The organism is Dictyobacter halimunensis (assembly GCF_036245075.1).
This window is the reverse complement of the sequence record NZ_BSRI01000001.1, coordinates 810,326-827,542: the sequence shown is the minus strand read 5'-3', so window position 1 is coordinate 827,542 and position 17,217 is coordinate 810,326. Positions and strand designations below refer to the sequence as shown.

Genomic DNA, 17,217 nt, shown 5'->3' with positions numbered 1-17,217 from the left:
GAGGATATCTCTATTTGCGAACGATGCCCTCGCGCCAGGCAAAGATAGCTGCCTGCGTACGATCGGTGAGATGCAGCTTGCTTAAAATATTGTTGACATGGCTTTTTACCGTGCCCTCACTGATCACCAGTTGTTCCGCAATCATGGCATTGCTGAGTCCATTGGCGATTAAGCGCAGAACCTCTAATTCGCGTTCGCTAAGTTCGCGAAATGGGTTGATCTCTGGGTGATGTTTTCCCTGCAATTCCTGGACGACACGCGATGCGATACGTGGATGGAGTATAGCTTCGCCCCGGGTAGCTTTATGGATCGCGTTGATAATTTCTTCTCCGCCAGACTCCTTGAGGAGATAGGAAAGTGCACCGGCGCGGATAGCGGGGAAAATATATTCATCCTGTACATAAGACGTCAGAATTACAATGTGTGTCTGGGGACTTATGTGCTTCACGCACTGTGTTGTCTCCACACCGTCTACACCTGGCATGACCAGGTCAAGGAGGAGCACATCGGGCCGCCATTTTTTAACCAGCTCAATAGCTTCTGCTCCTGAACTGGCTTCGCCAACAACGTGTATATCGGGTTGGGTGGCTAAAAAAGCCTGTATTCCCTGCCTAACTACCGCGTGGTCATCGGCAATACCTACCTGAATGATCTCTGTCATTTTTCCTCCTTTTTTCTGGCCAGTGGGATGCATGCAGTGATAGATGTGCCATGGCACGTTGCACTCTCAATGGTGAACAGTCCATCGAGAGCTTCGATGCGTCCACGCATACTCTGGAGTCCTATACCGTGTTTTCTGGTGTGAGCCGTAGCAAGATGAAAGCCATGTCCATCATCTGTTATATTGAGTGTGATTTCACCTGATGCTGAGAGTAGCTTGAGTGTTACATTGCGTGCTCCACTGTGGCGTGCTATATTCGAGAGGGCCTCCTGTGCGACGCGAAAGATAGCCAGCTCAATTTCGGTGCTTAAGGGTGGTAGCTGTTCTATATGCACGGATGCCGCAATCCTTGTGCGTTCAGACCAGGTGTGGCAGAACTCTTGCAGCGCCACAACCAGATTGTTCTCAGTAAGGGCGACCGGGTGAAGAGCTTCAATAAGTGTTGCCAGTTCTTGCTGGGCCTGCAGCGCTCCTTTTTCCGCTTCAATAAGATGCCGATATGATGATGCCGCATCTTTCTGGAAGAGAACACGCACCGTAGATAGCTGCATCTGTACCGCGAACAGATGTTGCTTTACCGCATCATGTAAGTCGCGTTTCAGACGTGTACGTTCCTCTATAATTGCCAGCTGCTTCCGTGTTAGTAACAATAGCCGTAGTTGTCCTGCCATAGTATTGAGGGTTTTACTCAGTTGCCCCAACTCATCATGAGTTTTATCATGGATTATATTTTGGAATTCGCCCTTGCTCCACTCCTGGCTTGCCAGGGTTATATGGTGCAAGCGGTGCGTAAGATTATGTGAGATAAGCATTCCCGCGACAGTACCTAAGGCGCTGGCTAAGAAAATAAAGTAAAATCCTGCCGGTTGCCAGTAGTTCCATAATGAAGAGATAACCATGCCGGGTGATATCGTGTGCGTATTTTGTGTGCTGAGAGAACCATCTATATCGGCGAGCAGATTGATTGTGGCCTGCTTGTTCGCGTTCTGTATGGGTATGCTAACAAGAGACTCACCCGTTGGCAGACGATGAATAATGGGGTTTGTAGATGGATAGGAAGTGCTGACGTCACGCAAAATCTGTTGGGTTGCCTGATAGGTTTGAAGCTGAGTGAGTTTGTGTTGTGCTTGTTGCGTACATTTTCCTGTACCCAGAGAAAGTAATTGTGAGCGGCTGCAGGAGGTTGAAGCTAAAATGTGGCCGTTATGATCGATAAGCGCTATAAATGTAAGACGAGGCTCATCCTGATGGATGTCATCAAAGAGTGGTAGCACGAGCGCGTCTCGCAACGCCTCTTCATCTGGGTTGGCTGGTATGCTATCTCGCGTGGCAGAGACGCGCGCGCCCCCCTGTTTTTCCAATACTTCCAGAGGTGATACATTGGCTTGTTGGAGATCCCTCAACACTGGCGGCAATGTGATCGAGCACTCAGTTACCAGCGCCGCGACAAATGTTGCGAACAGATACGTTAATGTGAGGCGCCAGAAAAGGTTTCCAACGCACCAATGCATCACTCGCATACAGAGCAACTCCTTATATAGCTGTAGCCAAACTAGTTTAAGGCGCTATTATTTTACTATACCGTTTTTATTCATAACGTAGAAGCTCAGCAATGTGCAGGCGAGATGCGTTGTGGGCTGGAACGATGCTGCTCAGGGTTGCCATAGCCAGCAGTGCTAGCAACATCAGCAGAAAGGCGAAGGGATCGCGGACAAAGTCAATGGGCATCACAAACTGACTAAAGAGCTGTAAAAAAGCGTAGGCCAGTGGTAGTCCCACTATAGCGCTTATGACCCAGGCTATAACGCTGAGTGAGAGGCCCTGTATCCAGAAGACCTGCGCGACCTGCCAGGAGCTAGCACCCATGGCTCGCAGCATGCCAATTTCACGACGGCGCTCCAGCACCGAAGCGGTTAACTCATTAGCCAGGCCTATAAGAGCAGTGATCCCGACTATGAGCGCAACCCCATAGAGCAAAATGTACGAGATAAACCAGCTACGCTGATGGCGAATAACCTCATCCTGTACGAGGTAGACATTTACGATCCCACCGCCGCGCTCCACAGAACCACTCCTCATCATGTTGATGGCCACATTGCCGATCTGCTGTGTGATTTTTTGTACTGCGGGTGCCGAAGCATCACCCGCCTGTATCAAAACTCGTGACGCGGCATCTTTGACAGTATTGGCAGGGATGCCCTGAAACTGATAGAGAGTATTTACAGGAACGATTGCGGCCCCCATCTGTCCTAACCCATTCACGTTTTCATCGATGATGCCAATAATATGCCAGGTTGCGGGCTGATTATTCATATTGCTTACCGCAATCTCGTCGCCAACGGTCAGGCCTGTTAATGCTGAAAAATGACTACTAATAAGGACGACATTATCATCATCTGGTCGCAACCAGCGTCCGCCAGTCAGGTGGTAATGATACATGTGTGTCTGTGGTTCAATTCCCCAGAGCGCAAGGCGTCCCCATCGGGTGTTTGCTCCTCCTTGACCGTAACGTTCAATGGTATGAATATTCTGAATGCCGCTGAGATCTTTGGTAATCTGACCAAGCGTCATCTGAGAGCCCAGGTCGACTTCAACCTGGGCACGAAAGTTGGTAAAGACCGAGCTGACAGTATGATCGATAGAAACAGTCAAGGTCTGGACCACTAAGAAGCTTGCGCCAGTAATGCTAAGCATGGAGATAGTGAGGAATGCCCGCCAACGCTTGCGGAAAAAGCCGCGCAGCCCCAGCCACACTGTTTGTGGGATCCAGCTGGCTCGCCAGCCAAAATGGGATAATACAGCATTTCCTTTCCCTCTATTGATACCATAAGCGGAAAGAGCTTCGTGGATAGTGATACGCGTTCCATTCCATAGTGGGAGCAAGGCTGTGAACGTTGGTACACCCATACCGACAAGAAACGCAAGCAGGATAAAATTGAATGGTAGCGTAAAAGGCCCCAGGGCCAGAGGAATAGATGGTGCAAGGGTAGAGGCCAGAGCATCGCCCCCGGCGATCCCCAGGACCAGGCCCAGGATAGTTGCCAACGAACTGCAGATAATTATAAAACCCAGATAATGTCTCATAATGCGCCACTGCGTTCCCCCCAGCGTTTTCATTGTACCAATAATCGCCGTCTGCTCGGCAATGAACGTTGTAACCGTATTAAAAATGAGGATGGCATCTATCCATACAGCCAGAATAACCAGGATCATGAGCAAAGTAAAAATGCCAGCTATTTGCTGTAGCGGCACCATAGAAGGTCCTGGAAAAGTGGTAGCCAGGACGCGTACATGTTGATGTTGTAACACATCTTGTAGAGCCCTGGCTGTCGTAGTCACCTGCGTGATATTATCGATTTTATAATGAATCAAAAACTGGCGTGAGGGGCGGTTGGGTTCATCGCTATTTGTAATCACATCTAATTGACGTATCCCTGCATCACTCATATAAGCCAGTGCTTTGCCTGAAGTTGCTGGATTGACGCCTGCAGTACGTACTATTCCCACTACGTGCAGGCGGGCTTCCCCATGAATCGTATCAATGCTGACCGTATCACCGATATTGAAGTTTGCTAAAGCGGTATTCCCATATTCCATCACAATTTCACCAACCTGTGGATAGCGACCGCTTACAAGCTCAAATGGATTCAAGGTGGTAGATGATTGTTTTTTTACGCTAGGGTAATTCACAATTTTGAGGGGAGTATAGCCGGGCGCTCTACTGATGTGCCACAGAGTAGAGATACGGGTCTCAAATTGTATCGTCTTGACGTTGGAAACAGACTGCAGTGTGTAGATGAGGTTAGGATCTGGTGTATCGATCAGCATCGTAATATCCGGCTGCGTGGCCTGATTTTCAATGGTATAAGTGTAAGCTGAAAAAAGCATATCTTTCGTCAGATTGATGCTGGTCAGACCGAAGACGCCGGCGAGGATGCCAATCATTATCAGCAGCGTGCGCCCTTTTCTCAATGTCATATCGGCTATAAGCTTACGCATGCCTGCAGTCATGAATGTACCTCCTTTAAAGGTGTGACGATAGCAGTTGTGCCATCTGCGTGGACAATCTGTCCATCCAATAGGTCAATCCTCGCGGAAGCGAGCGAGGCGAGTTGAGGATCATGGGTAACGTAGATAACTGTTTTTTCCTGGCGCGTGAGGTTTGCCATCGTTTTAAAGATTGAATGCGCGGTTATCGAGTCAAGGTTTCCGGTTGGTTCATCGGCAATCAAGACCGGTGGATCATTGGCCAGGGCACGTGCAATGGCGACGCGCTGCTGCTGGCCTCCGGATAATTCAGCAGGCAAGCGATGGGCGAAGGGACCCATCTCCACCGTATCCAGACACACATGGGCGCGCCCACGCCAGTCCTTGCTCCGAAGCCCTCCACCACCTCCCAGTTCCAGTGCCAGCAAAACATTTTCCAAGGCGGTAAGGGTAGGAATTAACTGAAAAAACTGAAAGATGATGCCCACATTGCGTCCACGCCAGTGAGCCAGAGCATTTTCGCTTTGAGCTTTTAGCTCGCGGCCATCAAAGATAACACATCCTCTTATCGGTTGATCAATGCCAGCGAGCATGTTTAACAATGTAGACTTACCACTTCCCGATGGTCCGTTGATAGCGAAGAGACTTTTTGCAGGCACGCGAAATGTGATGTCGTTGAGGAGTGTTGTTTGTTGTGTTCGTGCCGTAACGGTGTGGGTAAGGTGTTCAACCTGTATCAATGGTGACGTAGATAAAAGATGGTTGTGAGATGTATGCGTATCGGACATATCAATGTAATCCTCCCAGATGCTTAATTTATGGAGCATATCCTTTGTCTGAAGCACTATTTCAGGATTCCTGGATGAGTATAAAGCGATATAGCCACAAAATGATCCATCTCGAGTTAGATTCTGGCTCTACCTATGGTTAGATGTTGTTTGTAGATGCCTATGTCAAGCAGCGAAAAGAGGTAGCGGTGTTGCTATTAACTGTTTTAGGATGGGTGCAATCGTCTTCAGGCTTGATAGACCTCAATGCCCAGGCCGCGCAGGCGCTGGATGGTGGTGGATGGGGTTTGATCGTCAGTGACGATGGTGTGTACGGCGGTGATGGGGGCAACGACGCCGGTGGCGATCTTATCGAATTTGTTGTGGTCGGCCACCAGGATGACCTGGCGCGCGCACTGGATGATGACGCGATCGGTATTGGTCTCCAGGGGATCGACATTGGTCAGGCCATCCTGAAGGCTGACGGCGCGCATAGAAATGATGGCTTTGTCTGCGCGCAGCTCCCGGAGTGTCTGCTCAACGATATGACCGATCATGGATAGTTCGGAATGGCGGATCACGCCACCGGTGATGATCAGGGTAATGTTTTCATTGCCCGCAAGTTGATGGGCGATATTGAGCGCATTGGTGATGACGGTCAGATTCTTCTTTTCATTGAGGTGACGGGCCACCTCGAGGGTAGTGGTGCCCGAGCCAAGGAAGAGGGTTTCACCATCCTGGATTAGCGCTGCCGCCAGGAGCCCGATGCGACGTTTTTCTTCAATGTTTTCCGTCACGCGTTGCAGGACCGGAGGCTCGCTTGTCGTAGAGGTGGGCGCGCTTACTCCTCCATGCTCGCGGTGCACGCGGCCGATCGCTTCCAGCTTTTTTAGATCGCGGCGAATGGTGGGCTCGCTCACTCCCAACTGTTCGCTTAACTCGGTCACCCGAATATGCTGGCGTTGTTTGAGGATATGCTCAATCTGTTGAAGCCGCCTGGTTGTTAATGGCGTTTCTGTACCCATGTCAACACGCTTCTTTCCACCTGTTTGTCGTTCTCCTCCCAAAGATTTCACCGGGGATTTGAGCACATCATCGCGCCTCTATGAGAAGAGATACCAGGGAATGCCATCTGCCACCGTTTTATTGATGATCGGTATACTGATCGGAGTATAGGGGAAATGCCAGACGATGTCAAGGATTCGATCAATGTGTGATTGATTATGTGCGTGAAAGCTTGACAAATAGGAAGTTTAATGGTAACTTCGAAAATAAATGATCAATTTAGTGTCTTATTTGATTGAATATGACCGATTTTCTGGCTATTGCTATGGAGCAATATTGACCAGGGAGGTGATGGGCATAGCTGATGACAAATGGCTAGGGAGGCCCCGGCCTTATGACCCATGCCAGGTATGCTTATAATCTTCCAAAAGAGCTTTATCGAGGGAATCGCCATTACCGGCACAAAAGGATAGAATTATCATATTGAGATATTGCTCTCTAAGATGTTGCTATTTAATAGGAAGGAAACCCTGATGAAACCGGTTACACTACTGATTATTGGCGCAGGCAGTAGAGGAAAGACGTACGCTGGCTATGCCCAGAAACATCCTGACCAGGTAGAGGTTGTCGGTGTGGCGGACCCGCGCGATTATTATCGCACGCACCTGGCGACCATACACGAGGTGGCGAACGAAAATGTGGTCTCCGACTGGCAGGAGCTGGCGGATCGGCCGAAATTCGCGGATGCGGTCGTGATTGCTACACCGGATATACTGCATCGAGATCCAGCCATCGCCTTCGCCAATAAGGGGTACGATATCTTACTGGAGAAGCCGCTGGCACCTGATGCGGAAAGTTGCCGGCGTATCGTTGAGGCGGTACAGGCGAATAAGAACATTTTTGCCGTCGGCCACGTTATGCGCTACACAAACTATACCCAGAAGCTGAAATCCTTGCTCGATTCCGGATTGATCGGTGAGATTGTTAGCATACAGCACCTGGAACCGGTTGGCTACTGGCACTATGCGCACTCATTTGTGCGTGGGAACTGGGGCAATGAAGAACGTTCTTCATTTATGCTGCTGGCCAAGTCCTGCCATGATATCGACTGGCTGCGCTACATGATCGGCCAGCGCTGTGTAAATGTTACCTCGTTTGGTTCGCTGCTACACTTCAGGAAGGAACAGAAACCGGCCGCCGCGGGCGATGCCACGCGCTGTCTCGATTGCGCGTACGAGAGCGAGTGCCCCTATTCCGCCAAACGCTTCTACCTCAAACGTCTGGCCAGCGGAAGTACAGGCTGGCCGCTAGATGTAATCACCACCGACTTCTCGGAGCAGGGCGTACTGAATGTGCTGCGCACCGGTCCCTATGGACGCTGCGTCTACGAGTGCGATAACGATGTAGTCGATCACCAGGTGGTCAATCTGGAATATGCAAATGGCGCGACCGCGTCTTTTACCATGATCGCTACCAGCGAGACGCGTGATCGTGAGACGATCATCTTTGGTACGCGGGGTGAGATCCGTGGCAATGGCCACAAGATCGTACACTATGATTTCCTGACGGAAAAGACCAGTGAATACGACATCGAGCGTGTAGAGGAAGCGAGTGGCCATGGTGGTGGAGACTACAAGCTGATGCAGAGCTTCATAGCGGCCGTCACAGAGCGCGATCCCGCTAAGATCCTCTCCGGCCCCCAGGAATCATTGGAGACGCACCTGACCGTGTTCGCAGCCGAGCAGGCACGCCGCGAAAATCGTGGCGTCGCGATCTAAGTGATGTGGGGAAGAGATATAAGGAGCTTATTATGAGCAATGAAACCCAATTAACGCATAGTATCCCTACCCAATATGAATCCCATACCCTGCGTGAGATTTTGACTCAATCTACCGCATGGAGCGCGGCGCTGGAGGTTGTGGCGGCACAAAGAGATGCTATCCAGACGCTCTGGCAGGCGAGGCGATTTTCAGAGATCGTGGTGACCGGTTGCGGATCAACCTACTATCTTTCGCAGGCGGTGGCGCCTCTACTGCAACAACAACTGGGTGTGCGTGCCCGCGCAGTGCCCGCTTCTGAACTCCTTTTTTTCCCCGCCACCGTGATCGCGTCCGATAGTCAGCCATTGTTATTAGCTATCTCGCGCTCGGGGCATACTACTGAAACGATTCGCGCCACGCAGGCCTTCAAGCAGCATTACAATGGACCGGTAATTACGATTGGTTGCTATCCCGAGGCGGAACTGGTTGGACTGAGCGACCTGGCGCTGATCATAGATGAAGGGCAGGAACAGAGTGTTGTGCAGACACGCTCTTTTAGCGCCATGTTTCTGGCCGCGCAGGCTGCCGTCGCCCTGGCGTATGAAGCACAACTTGAGCGTATGCGCACGCTGCCCGCATTGGGCGAGCAACTGCTGAATATCTACCATGACCTGGCGCAACGCCTGGGTGAGGACAAACATATCGAGCGCTTCTATTTTCTCGGTTCGGGTCTGCAATACGGACTGGCCTCCGAAATCAATTTAAAGATGAAGGAGATGTCGCTCTCGGTCTCGGAAGCCTTTCACTTTATGGAGTTTCGCCATGGTCCCATGTCGATGGTAAATGAGCACACGCTGGTGGTGGGTCTGCTCTCAGATCAGGCCCGTGACTATGAACTCGCCGTGCTACGCGAGATGCGGGCGCTGGGCGGCCAGACTCTGGCCCTTTCTGAGCAGCCTGTCCCGCCGACCGAGGTCGATTTCTCCATCAGTTTTAATTCTGGCCTGCCAGAGGCGAGTCGGGGTGTGCTCTATCTGCCGCTGCTCCAACTGTTGGGGTACTACCGCGCACGGGCGAATGGGCAGACGCCCGACACCCCGCATAATCTGAGCGCCGTGGTTGTGCTGGATGGGGAGCGATAGGCTCATGATCCTTACCGTCGTTCCCAATCCCGCCCTGGATAAAACCGTGGTGCTGCCGGGCTTTACACTCGGGAAGATTCATCGTCCTCAAGAGGTGATGACGTTGGCCGGAGGAAAAGGCTTTAATTTCGCGCGGGCCCTGCGTACGCTTGGTGGACAACCAACAGTCGTTGGTCCGATTGGAGGACACGCAGGGAAACTCTTGCTTGATCTGGCCGCGCAAGAGGGATTGCGTGTGAGCGCGCAGGAAGTGGACGCCGAGTTGCGCACCTGCCTGACTATTGTTGATCCTATCGCTGGTCATCAGTTGACGGAGATCTATGAGAATGGAGTGGCGATAACTTCTGAGGAATGGTCGGGGTTGGTACAACTGGTCGACCGGCTCCTGGTAGAGGCCAGGTTGCTGGTAGTTAACGGGAGCTTCCCCCCGGAACGCCGGCGGATGGTTTGAGCGCGCTCATCCAGCGAGCCAGAAGCCACGATGTCCCTGTCTTCCTGGATACGCATGGGGCCCAGCTTCCCGCCGCGCTTACCCTGGAGCCAGCGCTATTGAAGATCAATCAATTTGAAGCCGCGCAGGCGACCGGGATGCATATCGATACGCCAACGGATGCCCTGGAGGCGGCCGCCGTTTTGCAGAGGCGCGGAGCGCAAGAGGTCATCATCACATTGGGAAAGGCCGGTGTGGTGGGTCGCTCACGTGCTAATCACACATTTGGCTGGTCATGTCCCTCCGTTCCCGCTATCTGTAGTACCGGCAGTGGAGATAGCCTGCTGGCTGGCATCGTCGCGGCGAACTTCCGTGGGCAGGATCTGGAAGAGGCTACCCGGCTGGGTGCTGCATCTGGAGCGGCCAATACATTACAACTCGGTGCTGGACGTTTTACGTACCAGCAAGTTGTAGATATCCTGCCCCATGTCCAGAGGTTTGCTTTATAAGGAATGGTACCTTACGGTTTTATGAGATAGAGCAAAGAAATTGTTGGATTGAAAAAAGAAAGAATAAAGAACAGTGGTACAGATCAGCCGTGGTAAATTTGAGAATATCAAAGCCTGTGCCAATGATAAAGGCATTATTGCCGCAGTGGCCATGGATCAGCGTGGGTCGCTTAAGAAGAGTATCAATGCCCTGAAGGAAGGTTATGGAACGGCGCAGACCATCTCAACTTTTAAGGGTAAGGTGGTGCAGGTGCTGACGCGCTATGCCAGCGCGGTCTTACTTGATCCCGAATATGGGTTAGAGGCTCTGCGTGAGCGCGCACCGGGCTGTGGGGCACTGCTCTCCTATGAGGTGACCGGCTATGATGAGAATGCCGTTGGCCGCCTGCCGCGCCTGCTTCCCCAGTGGAGCGCGCGCCGCCTGGTCGAGGCTGGCACCAACGTAGTCAAAATCTTGCTCTATTATAATCCAGCCGATGAAGGCTGGATCAATGACAGCAAGCAGGCCTTCGTCGAGCGTGTAGGAGACGAATGCAAGGCCCTGGATGTTCCTTTCTTTCTTGAGCCTCTAGTGTATGATAACGCTCACCCGGAGAAGAGTTTTGAGTTCGCGCGCTTGAAGCCAGCATATGTCCGCTCTACTATTGAGGAATTCTCGAAACCCCGTTACGGCGTCGACATGCTCAAGGTGGAGGTGCCCATCAACTGCACCTACCTGGCTGGCAGTCTGGCATATAAAGGAGGAGAGGTGGCGTATGAGCGCGCCGCCGCCATTGAACACTTCCAGGCCGCCGCGGCCGCCGCGAAGATCCCTTTTATTTACTTAAGCGGCGGTGTCGACGATGCCGTATTCCGTGAGACCCTGGAACTGGCGGCTGAGGCGGGTGTCCCCTTCAGCGGAGTCCTCTGTGGGCGGGCCACCTGGAAGGGGGGCATCTCCGTCTTCGTGCAGGATGGTGAGTCCGCCCTGGAAGCGTGGTTGCTCGATCAGGGCGTGCGCAACATCCAGGCCCTCGATGAAGTTCTGGCCGCCTGCGCGCAGCCCTGGTACACCATCTATGGCGGTTTGGATGCTATAGAGGTGATAGATAAATAGATAAGTTCCAGGAGACAAAGAACGCGACAATCACAGGATGCATCCTGTGATTGTCGCGTTCTTTGCCTCCTGGAACTTATTATTCTTAATACCTTGACAGGGCAGTATTGTCGTGGTAATTTATGAATGATCATTCATTCAAATGAATATATATTCACTTGGAGGAAAACCATCAAAGATTCTATTCAGGAGCAGCTGATCGCCGCTCGGCGCAACCAGATTTTGGATGCCGCCGCCAAAGTGTTTGCTACGAAAGGCTTTCATCCAACGACCATCAAGGATATCGCGCGCAAGGCAGGCATCGCGGATGGCACCATCTATAACTACTTTGAGAACAAGATGGCATTGATACTCGGCATTCTGGATCGTTTGAATGAATCGGATCAGCGCGCCAAAGATTTTTCCCGCCTCAATGACGAGGTGGACATGCGCAGCCTTATGAATGCCTATCTGCGACACCGCCTGGCACTGCTCAAGGCGGACAACTTCGAGATCTTCAGAGTCGTCATCTCAGAAATTCTGGTCAACAAAGAGCTGAGAGAGCTGTATTATCAGAAGATTTTTGATCCGACGTTTGTCATGGTAGAACAGTACTTCCAGCAATGGGCAGATCAGCATATCATCAAACCTATCAACCTCAAACTGGCAATGCGCGCCATACCTGCTATAGTGCTTGGCCTGATTATCGAGCACATTATAGGTGATAAAGTCATAGAGGCTGAGTGGGATGCGCTGCCCGAATTTTTAACCGATATGATATTGGATGGCATAGGGGTCCCGAATTATGATGAAGAAAAGCCCTGATAGCACCACCGTATCCACGGACTCGATAGCGTCGGCGAACGTTGTCGATGCGCGGTTCAAAGCGAATCCATTTCCATTTTATGCACAGCTGCGCGCAGAGACCCCTGTCTTTATGGTGACGCTCCCGACGAAGCAGCGCGCCTGGTTGATTACACGCTATGACGATGTATTGAGTGCCTTAAAAGATGAACGCTTCGCCAAAGATCGTCGCAACGCGATGACGCCCGAACAATTAAAGAAGATGCCCTGGATTCCCCCGGTATTCAAGCCGCTGGAGAGAAATATGCTTGACCTGGATAGTCCAGATCACACTAGGCTACGGGCGCTGGTTCATAAAGCGTTTACGCCACGCCTGATTGAACAGATGCGGGACCAGATTCAGGCATTAACGGATGAATTGCTGGATGCCGCCGAGCGCAAGGGCAGCGTGGACTTGATCGCTGACTTCGCGCTGCCTCTTCCTCTCACCGTGATTGGACGCATGTTAGGGGTCCCGGCACAAGACAATCCCAAATTTCACCGTTGGACGAAGGCCATTCTATCAGCAGGCACGAACATGAATTACTTTGTGCTCATTCCTTCCATCATGAGGTTTATGGGGTACCTGAAGAAACTCATCAAGGAGCGGCGCGTCCATCCTCAAGACGACCTGATTACGGCCCTGGTTCAGACCAGAGATGGGAGCGACCAACTGAGTGAAGACGAGGTGCTGGCGATGATCTTTCTGCTGCTGATTGCAGGCCATGAAACGACCGTGAACCTGATAGGTAGCGGCACCCTGGCGTTGTTAGAGCATCCCAACCAGTTGGAGAAACTGCGCAGCGACCCAACGCTGATCAAGCCCGCGATAGAAGAGCTTCTGCGCTTTGTGTGTCCAGTGGAGATGGCCACGGAGCGCTATGCTCGGGAAGATATCACGATCGCCGGCACAACGATTCCTCGCGGAGAACTGGTGTTGGCCGTCATTGGATCAGCGAATCGTGACGCTAGCCACTTTGAAAATCCTGATGAGCTAGACATCACCCGCAAGAATAACCGGCATCTGGCCTTTGGGCAGGGGGCGCATTATTGTTTGGGCGCCCCCTTGAGCCGGCTTGAGGGACAGATCGCGATCAATACGCTGGTCCAGCGCATGCCCGGTCTACGTCTCAACACAACACCGGAGCAGATACGCTGGCGTGGTAGTTTTATTCTGCGCGGCCTGGAGGCGTTACCAGTATCGCTCTAATCGCTGTATAGATCTTAAACGCGCCAGGGAGGGCGGAGAAAGTTGGTTGTAGCATGGCAGTTTGCGCCCATTTATATCAAGTGGAGCAGGTTGCGAGCCTCGTCGGCCAGGTCGAGCAGGTAATAGATCAGAGTAGCTTGATTTTGCAGACACTCAGCGAGTGAATGTCCTGTTCTACGTTCCCAATCTGTATGCTGCTCCTCATCAAGGATCTGATAGAGCCAATGGAGGAAGCAGCCATACTTGAGGGCCGCAAAGGTGGCGAAGGCATAGCGCACTATTCTGCGATCACCGTGCCATCCCATCATCTGGAGACCTGCAAGATAGCTCTCAAAGATCACTATATCGAGCGTGCGTGGATCACATGGTTCGACTCTAAACAGACCGAAGCTGGGCGCAAAGAGGTCGCCAATATCGGTGCCGATGGGGCTCAGACCCGCATAGGCCCAGTCGATGGCGATCAACTGATGCTGTCCATTTTCTCGCGTACCCGCGAAGAGGTTTCCGCGCCAGGCATCCAGGTGACAGAAGGTTTGTGGGAGCCGTTCAAATGCATCAAGCAACACATTACGCTCCTCCCATAATCGCAGCAGGCGGGAAGCAATGGGATAGGGGAAGGCTGCACGCAGCAGGGGATGCTGCCAGGTAAGGGGATCGCGAACAACCTTCCACATCCAGCCAGCGTGTTCCAGCAGACCACGCGGAGAGCCAGTTTTTACCAGCCAGGGATACGAGGGCAGTGAGAGCACGGTCAGATAGGCCCCATTCATCTGGCCCAGGCTCCGAGCTGCGTGTGCATATTGCTCCAACGGCCAGCGTGGTCCGTAGGGCTCCTTCACATCCTCGAGCCAGAGCCATAGTGTTTCATCAGAGGATTCAACGCAGCCATAGTAGCGAGGCCCCCTTACTCCACCGGGAAGATTGGAGAGTAACTGCGACTGATACACGAGGGCTTCACGCTTCCAATAGAGGACGTGTTCCAGCTTATCAGCAGTGGAGGCTTTGCCGGAAGGCGTAAGGGAGAGCACTTTCAGAACCAGCGACCATTCCAGCTCTCGATCCTGATCCATGCCGATTCCTGTTAGACGATAGACGCCATCTGTAGCCGCTCCGGTCCGGCCAGGCAGTTCCTGCAACTGCCACCGCGAGAGCTCGATCTCTTGACGACCGGAGACCTGGTGCATCAACATGGTGACCGTCTGCTGATCGAGAACGGGTATCCGAGGATTGGTGATGGCCTGCTCTTTCATATATTCCTTCTCCCGCGATAAATTGTCGTGTTTGAAGAAGCATACCTGAGCAGAAGCACCATATGCACCGGTCATTTGAACGATGTGCGCCTATGATATAATAGAAGCGATAGAATTTATACAGATGCCAGTGCGACCTCCTTGATCAAGGAGGTCGCACTGGCATCTGTGCTATGCGATGGTGACAGTGGTCGCCACGATTTCGCGCTGTATGTATTCAGAGGTTGCACCTGTCAGGGTGACCGTCTCCGAAATGCGGATGTCGGTGGCTGAGGCGCCGAGGCTGAAGGTGAAATCGCCTGGCTCGGTCACGAAGCGCATCGAGGGATCGTAGAAGGCGAGCCGGGATGGGTGAACTGTGAAGGTGAGTTGGCGTATCTGTCCAGGCTCAAGCGAGATGCGGGCAAAGCCGAGCAAGAGACGGTCGGGTCGCGCGACCGAGGCCACCTTATCACAGGCGTAGAGTTGAACCACCTCATCGCCCGCGACCTCTCCCACGTTGCTCACTTTTACTGCGACCTCAATGGGTGCGGTTGTATCTTGAGACTGGATCTGTAGATCGCTGTAGGTGAAGGTTGTGTAGCTCAGGCCATGTCCAAAGGGGAAGAGTGGTGTTGTGGGTGAATCGATATAATCGTCGAAAAACATCGTCCGATCGCCGCCGGCGCGGTGTCCAGCATACACGGGAATCTGACCGACCGAGCGGGGCATGCTGACCGGCAGGCGTCCGCTGGGATTTACGTTCCCCGTCAGCACGTCCGCCAGACCGTTGCCGCCTTCTTCACCAGCTGGATAGAGTTGGAGCAGGGCGCCAACCTGATCGACGATTGGTGCCAGCGTATGGATGCGCCCGCTGAGCACCACCACCACCAGCGGCGTCTTGCTGGCCGCCAGGGCCGTGATCAGCTCTTGCTGCACACCGGGCAGATCAAGATTGGTCGCGTCATTGGCTTCACCAGAAGTCACTGGCCGCAAGAGTCCACTGCGTCCGGCAACCACGACGACGGCCACATCGGCCGCGCTGGCGGTCTGAACAGCAGCCTCAAAGCCCGAGCGATCGTCACCCAGTACCTCGCAACCTTTGGCATAATGGATCTCAACATCATCGCCGAGGGCGGCCTTTAAACCGGCCAGAGGGGTGACATGGGGGGTATAAAATGGACCTGGAGCATAGTCTCCGGCAGCCTCGGGCACCGTGAGGCCGGTCGCCTCTGTCTTCTGGGGTGCGGCGTAGATCAGCTCCAGGTGTGCCGGATAATGATAATCGCCCTGCAGGAGCCGCTGATCATCCGCGCCGGGACCGATCACCGCGATGCGTTTCACGGCAGGTGTCAGGGGGAGCAGGCCATTGTTCTTGAGCAGAATAGTGGATTGCGCCACCGCCTGCCTGGCCAGGGTCCGCTGCTCTGGTGTCTGAAAGACCGAACTGGCGGCTTCCGCGTCCACATAGGGGTGTTCAAAGAGTCCTAACTGGAACTTGAGCTGGAGCACACGGCGCACCGCCGTCTCGACCACCTCGATCGCCAGGCGCCCCGTCTCGACCTCGGCCTTGAGGGGGTCGCCATAGCAATTTGTCGTGGGCAGTTCCATATCCAGGCCAGCCAGCAGCGCCAGGCGAGCCGCCTCACCCGGCGTCGCAGCCACCCGGTGGTAGTTCATCAGCATCTCAACCGAGGCATAGTCCGCCACTACAGGACCATCAAAGCCGAGTTCGCCACGCAGCAGGTCGGTCAGGATAGCGGGACTGCCGGCGCAGGGCAATCCATCCACCGACGCATACGAGTTCATGATGGTCGCGATGCCCGTGTTTCTCATCACTGCTGAGAATGGCTCGGCGTAGACCTCGCGCAACTCACGAGGTCCCAGTTGAACCGGATTCCAGTTCCGGCCTCCCTCAGACATGGCATAGCCGAGGAAGTGTTTGCCGGTCGCAGCCACGCCATGCGCGAGATCATCACTCTGCAGGCCCCGCACATATGCCGCCCCGATCGTCCCGATCAAAACAGGGTCTTCTCCATAGGTTTCCTCAACACGCCCCCAGCGGGGATCGCGGGCCACATCCAGCACTGGCGCCAGAGCGTGCCTGGCACCCACCGCCAGCATCTGGGAACGGATCACCGAAGCTACCTGCTGAACAAGATCTGGATTCCAGGTCGCGGCCAGCGCGAGACCCTGTGGAAAAACGGTGGCATCACGATGGCAGAAGCCGCCCGTTGCCTCCTCGTGCACAATAATCGGGATGCCCAGCCGTGTCTGTTCGAGCACAACCTTTTGCAGCGCGTTCATCATGGCCGCGCTCTGCTGTGGATGCAGGCCAGTCGCGGCCCCGATGCGCGTCACTTGCCCGATGCCATAGGGCATCTTCTCGATTGCCACCCTGGGATCGAAGGTCCCTGTCGCGACAAACGCGGTACTCCAATAGCAGCCAAGTTGAGCCAGCTTCTCATCCAGTGTCATCTGGTTCAGTAAATCTTCAACCCGCCGCTCGACAGGAGCCTGCGGGTCGCGGTACAAAGAAGTCGTTCCCATAGTTTGTTAACTTTCTAATCATAGTGAGCACACGTGCACTCGCGACCTG

At 53.3% G+C, this 17,217-nt stretch carries 12 protein-coding genes and 1 pseudogene; 6 read left to right on the top strand and 7 right to left on the bottom strand.

All coding sequences use genetic code 11. From position 1 onward, the window contains the following. Nucleotides 1-10: 10 nt before the first annotated feature. From AABA21_RS03485 to AABA21_RS03465, 5 genes are all read right to left on the bottom strand, one after another. Nucleotides 11-661: a response regulator gene (locus AABA21_RS03485; protein WP_338247591.1), complete on the bottom strand. Its 651-nt coding sequence runs from the start codon at nt 659-661 to the stop codon at nt 11-13. Then, nucleotides 658-2,181: a sensor histidine kinase gene (locus AABA21_RS03480; RefSeq protein WP_338247589.1), complete on the bottom strand. Its 1,524-nt coding sequence runs from the start codon at nt 2,179-2,181 to the stop codon at nt 658-660. The genes AABA21_RS03485 and AABA21_RS03480 overlap by 4 nt, the downstream gene beginning before the upstream one ends. A 67-nt stretch (nt 2,182-2,248) precedes the next feature. Next, complete coding sequence (locus AABA21_RS03475; protein ID WP_338247588.1) at nt 2,249-4,672, bottom strand: FtsX-like permease family protein; 2,424 nt, start codon at nt 4,670-4,672, stop codon at nt 2,249-2,251. Continuing rightward, nucleotides 4,669-5,436, bottom strand: coding sequence for an ABC transporter ATP-binding protein (locus tag AABA21_RS03470; RefSeq protein WP_338247586.1), 768 nt, complete (start codon nt 5,434-5,436; stop codon nt 4,669-4,671). Before AABA21_RS03470 ends, AABA21_RS03475 begins: the two co-directional genes overlap by 4 nt. Nucleotides 5,437-5,663: 227 nt before the next feature. Then, a complete protein-coding gene (locus AABA21_RS03465; protein ID WP_338247585.1) occupies nt 5,664-6,440 on the bottom strand; it encodes a DeoR/GlpR family DNA-binding transcription regulator in 777 nt (258 codons plus the stop codon). A gap of 513 nt (nt 6,441-6,953) precedes the next feature. Between AABA21_RS03465 and AABA21_RS03460 the strand changes: the two genes are divergently transcribed. The 6 genes and pseudogenes from AABA21_RS03460 to AABA21_RS03430 all read left to right on the top strand — a co-directional run bounded on the left by AABA21_RS03460 (nt 6,954) and on the right by AABA21_RS03430 (nt 13,389). Next, nucleotides 6,954-8,198 carry a Gfo/Idh/MocA family protein gene (locus tag AABA21_RS03460; protein ID WP_338247583.1) on the top strand — a complete coding sequence of 415 codons (1,245 nt, stop codon included), beginning with the start codon at nt 6,954-6,956 and terminating at the stop codon, nt 8,196-8,198. 32 nt (nt 8,199-8,230) lie between these two features. Further along, nucleotides 8,231-9,322, top strand: a complete 1,092-nt coding sequence (locus AABA21_RS03455) for an SIS domain-containing protein (protein ID WP_338247582.1) — start codon at nt 8,231-8,233, stop codon at nt 9,320-9,322. Beyond that, nucleotides 9,309-10,261, top strand: a pseudogene (locus AABA21_RS39225) (1-phosphofructokinase family hexose kinase). Before AABA21_RS03455 ends, AABA21_RS39225 begins: the two are co-directional and overlap by 14 nt. Nucleotides 10,262-10,343: 82 nt before the next feature. Then, nucleotides 10,344-11,357, top strand: coding sequence for a tagatose 1,6-diphosphate aldolase (locus AABA21_RS03440; RefSeq protein ID WP_420917127.1), 1,014 nt, complete (start codon nt 10,344-10,346; stop codon nt 11,355-11,357). 126 nt (nt 11,358-11,483) lie between these two features. Continuing rightward, a complete protein-coding gene (locus tag AABA21_RS03435) occupies nt 11,484-12,161 on the top strand; it encodes a TetR/AcrR family transcriptional regulator (protein ID WP_338247577.1) in 678 nt (225 codons plus the stop codon). Then, entirely contained in the window at nt 12,142-13,389 is a 1,248-nt protein-coding gene (locus AABA21_RS03430; protein WP_338247576.1) for a cytochrome P450 family protein, read from the top strand. Before AABA21_RS03435 ends, AABA21_RS03430 begins: the two co-directional genes overlap by 20 nt. A gap of 71 nt (nt 13,390-13,460) precedes the next feature. Here AABA21_RS03430 and AABA21_RS03425 read toward each other — a convergent pair whose 3' ends face one another. Next, the gene (locus AABA21_RS03425) at nt 13,461-14,639 is read right to left on the bottom strand and encodes a phosphotransferase (RefSeq protein ID WP_338247574.1); all 1,179 of its coding nucleotides are present in this window, start codon (nt 14,637-14,639) and stop codon (nt 13,461-13,463) included. A gap of 171 nt (nt 14,640-14,810) precedes the next feature. After that, on the bottom strand, nt 14,811-17,168 hold the full coding sequence (locus tag AABA21_RS03420; RefSeq protein ID WP_338247572.1) for a glycoside hydrolase family 3 N-terminal domain-containing protein: 2,358 nt from the start codon (nt 17,166-17,168) through the stop codon (nt 14,811-14,813). Nucleotides 17,169-17,217 lie beyond the last annotated feature (49 nt).

Bases quoted from the DNA above. Each gene is read 5' to 3' on its own strand.
- AABA21_RS03485 (WP_338247591.1), bottom strand. From the start codon at position 661: ATGACAGAGATCATTCAGGTAGGTATTGCCGATGACCACGCGGTAGTT.
- AABA21_RS03480 (WP_338247589.1), bottom strand. From the start codon at position 2,181: ATGCGAGTGATGCATTGGTGCGTTGGAAACCTTTTCTGGCGCCTCACA.
- AABA21_RS03475 (WP_338247588.1), bottom strand. From the start codon at position 4,672: ATGACTGCAGGCATGCGTAAGCTTATAGCCGATATGACATTGAGAAAA.
- AABA21_RS03470 (WP_338247586.1), bottom strand. From the start codon at position 5,436: ATGTCCGATACGCATACATCTCACAACCATCTTTTATCTACGTCACCA.
- AABA21_RS03465 (WP_338247585.1), bottom strand. From the start codon at position 6,440: ATGGGTACAGAAACGCCATTAACAACCAGGCGGCTTCAACAGATTGAG.
- AABA21_RS03460 (WP_338247583.1), top strand. From the start codon at position 6,954: ATGAAACCGGTTACACTACTGATTATTGGCGCAGGCAGTAGAGGAAAG.
- AABA21_RS03455 (WP_338247582.1), top strand. From the start codon at position 8,231: ATGAGCAATGAAACCCAATTAACGCATAGTATCCCTACCCAATATGAA.
- AABA21_RS03435 (WP_338247577.1), top strand. From the start codon at position 11,484: ATGATCATTCATTCAAATGAATATATATTCACTTGGAGGAAAACCATC.
- AABA21_RS03430 (WP_338247576.1), top strand. From the start codon at position 12,142: ATGATGAAGAAAAGCCCTGATAGCACCACCGTATCCACGGACTCGATA.
- AABA21_RS03425 (WP_338247574.1), bottom strand. From the start codon at position 14,639: ATGAAAGAGCAGGCCATCACCAATCCTCGGATACCCGTTCTCGATCAG.
- AABA21_RS03420 (WP_338247572.1), bottom strand. From the start codon at position 17,168: ATGGGAACGACTTCTTTGTACCGCGACCCGCAGGCTCCTGTCGAGCGG.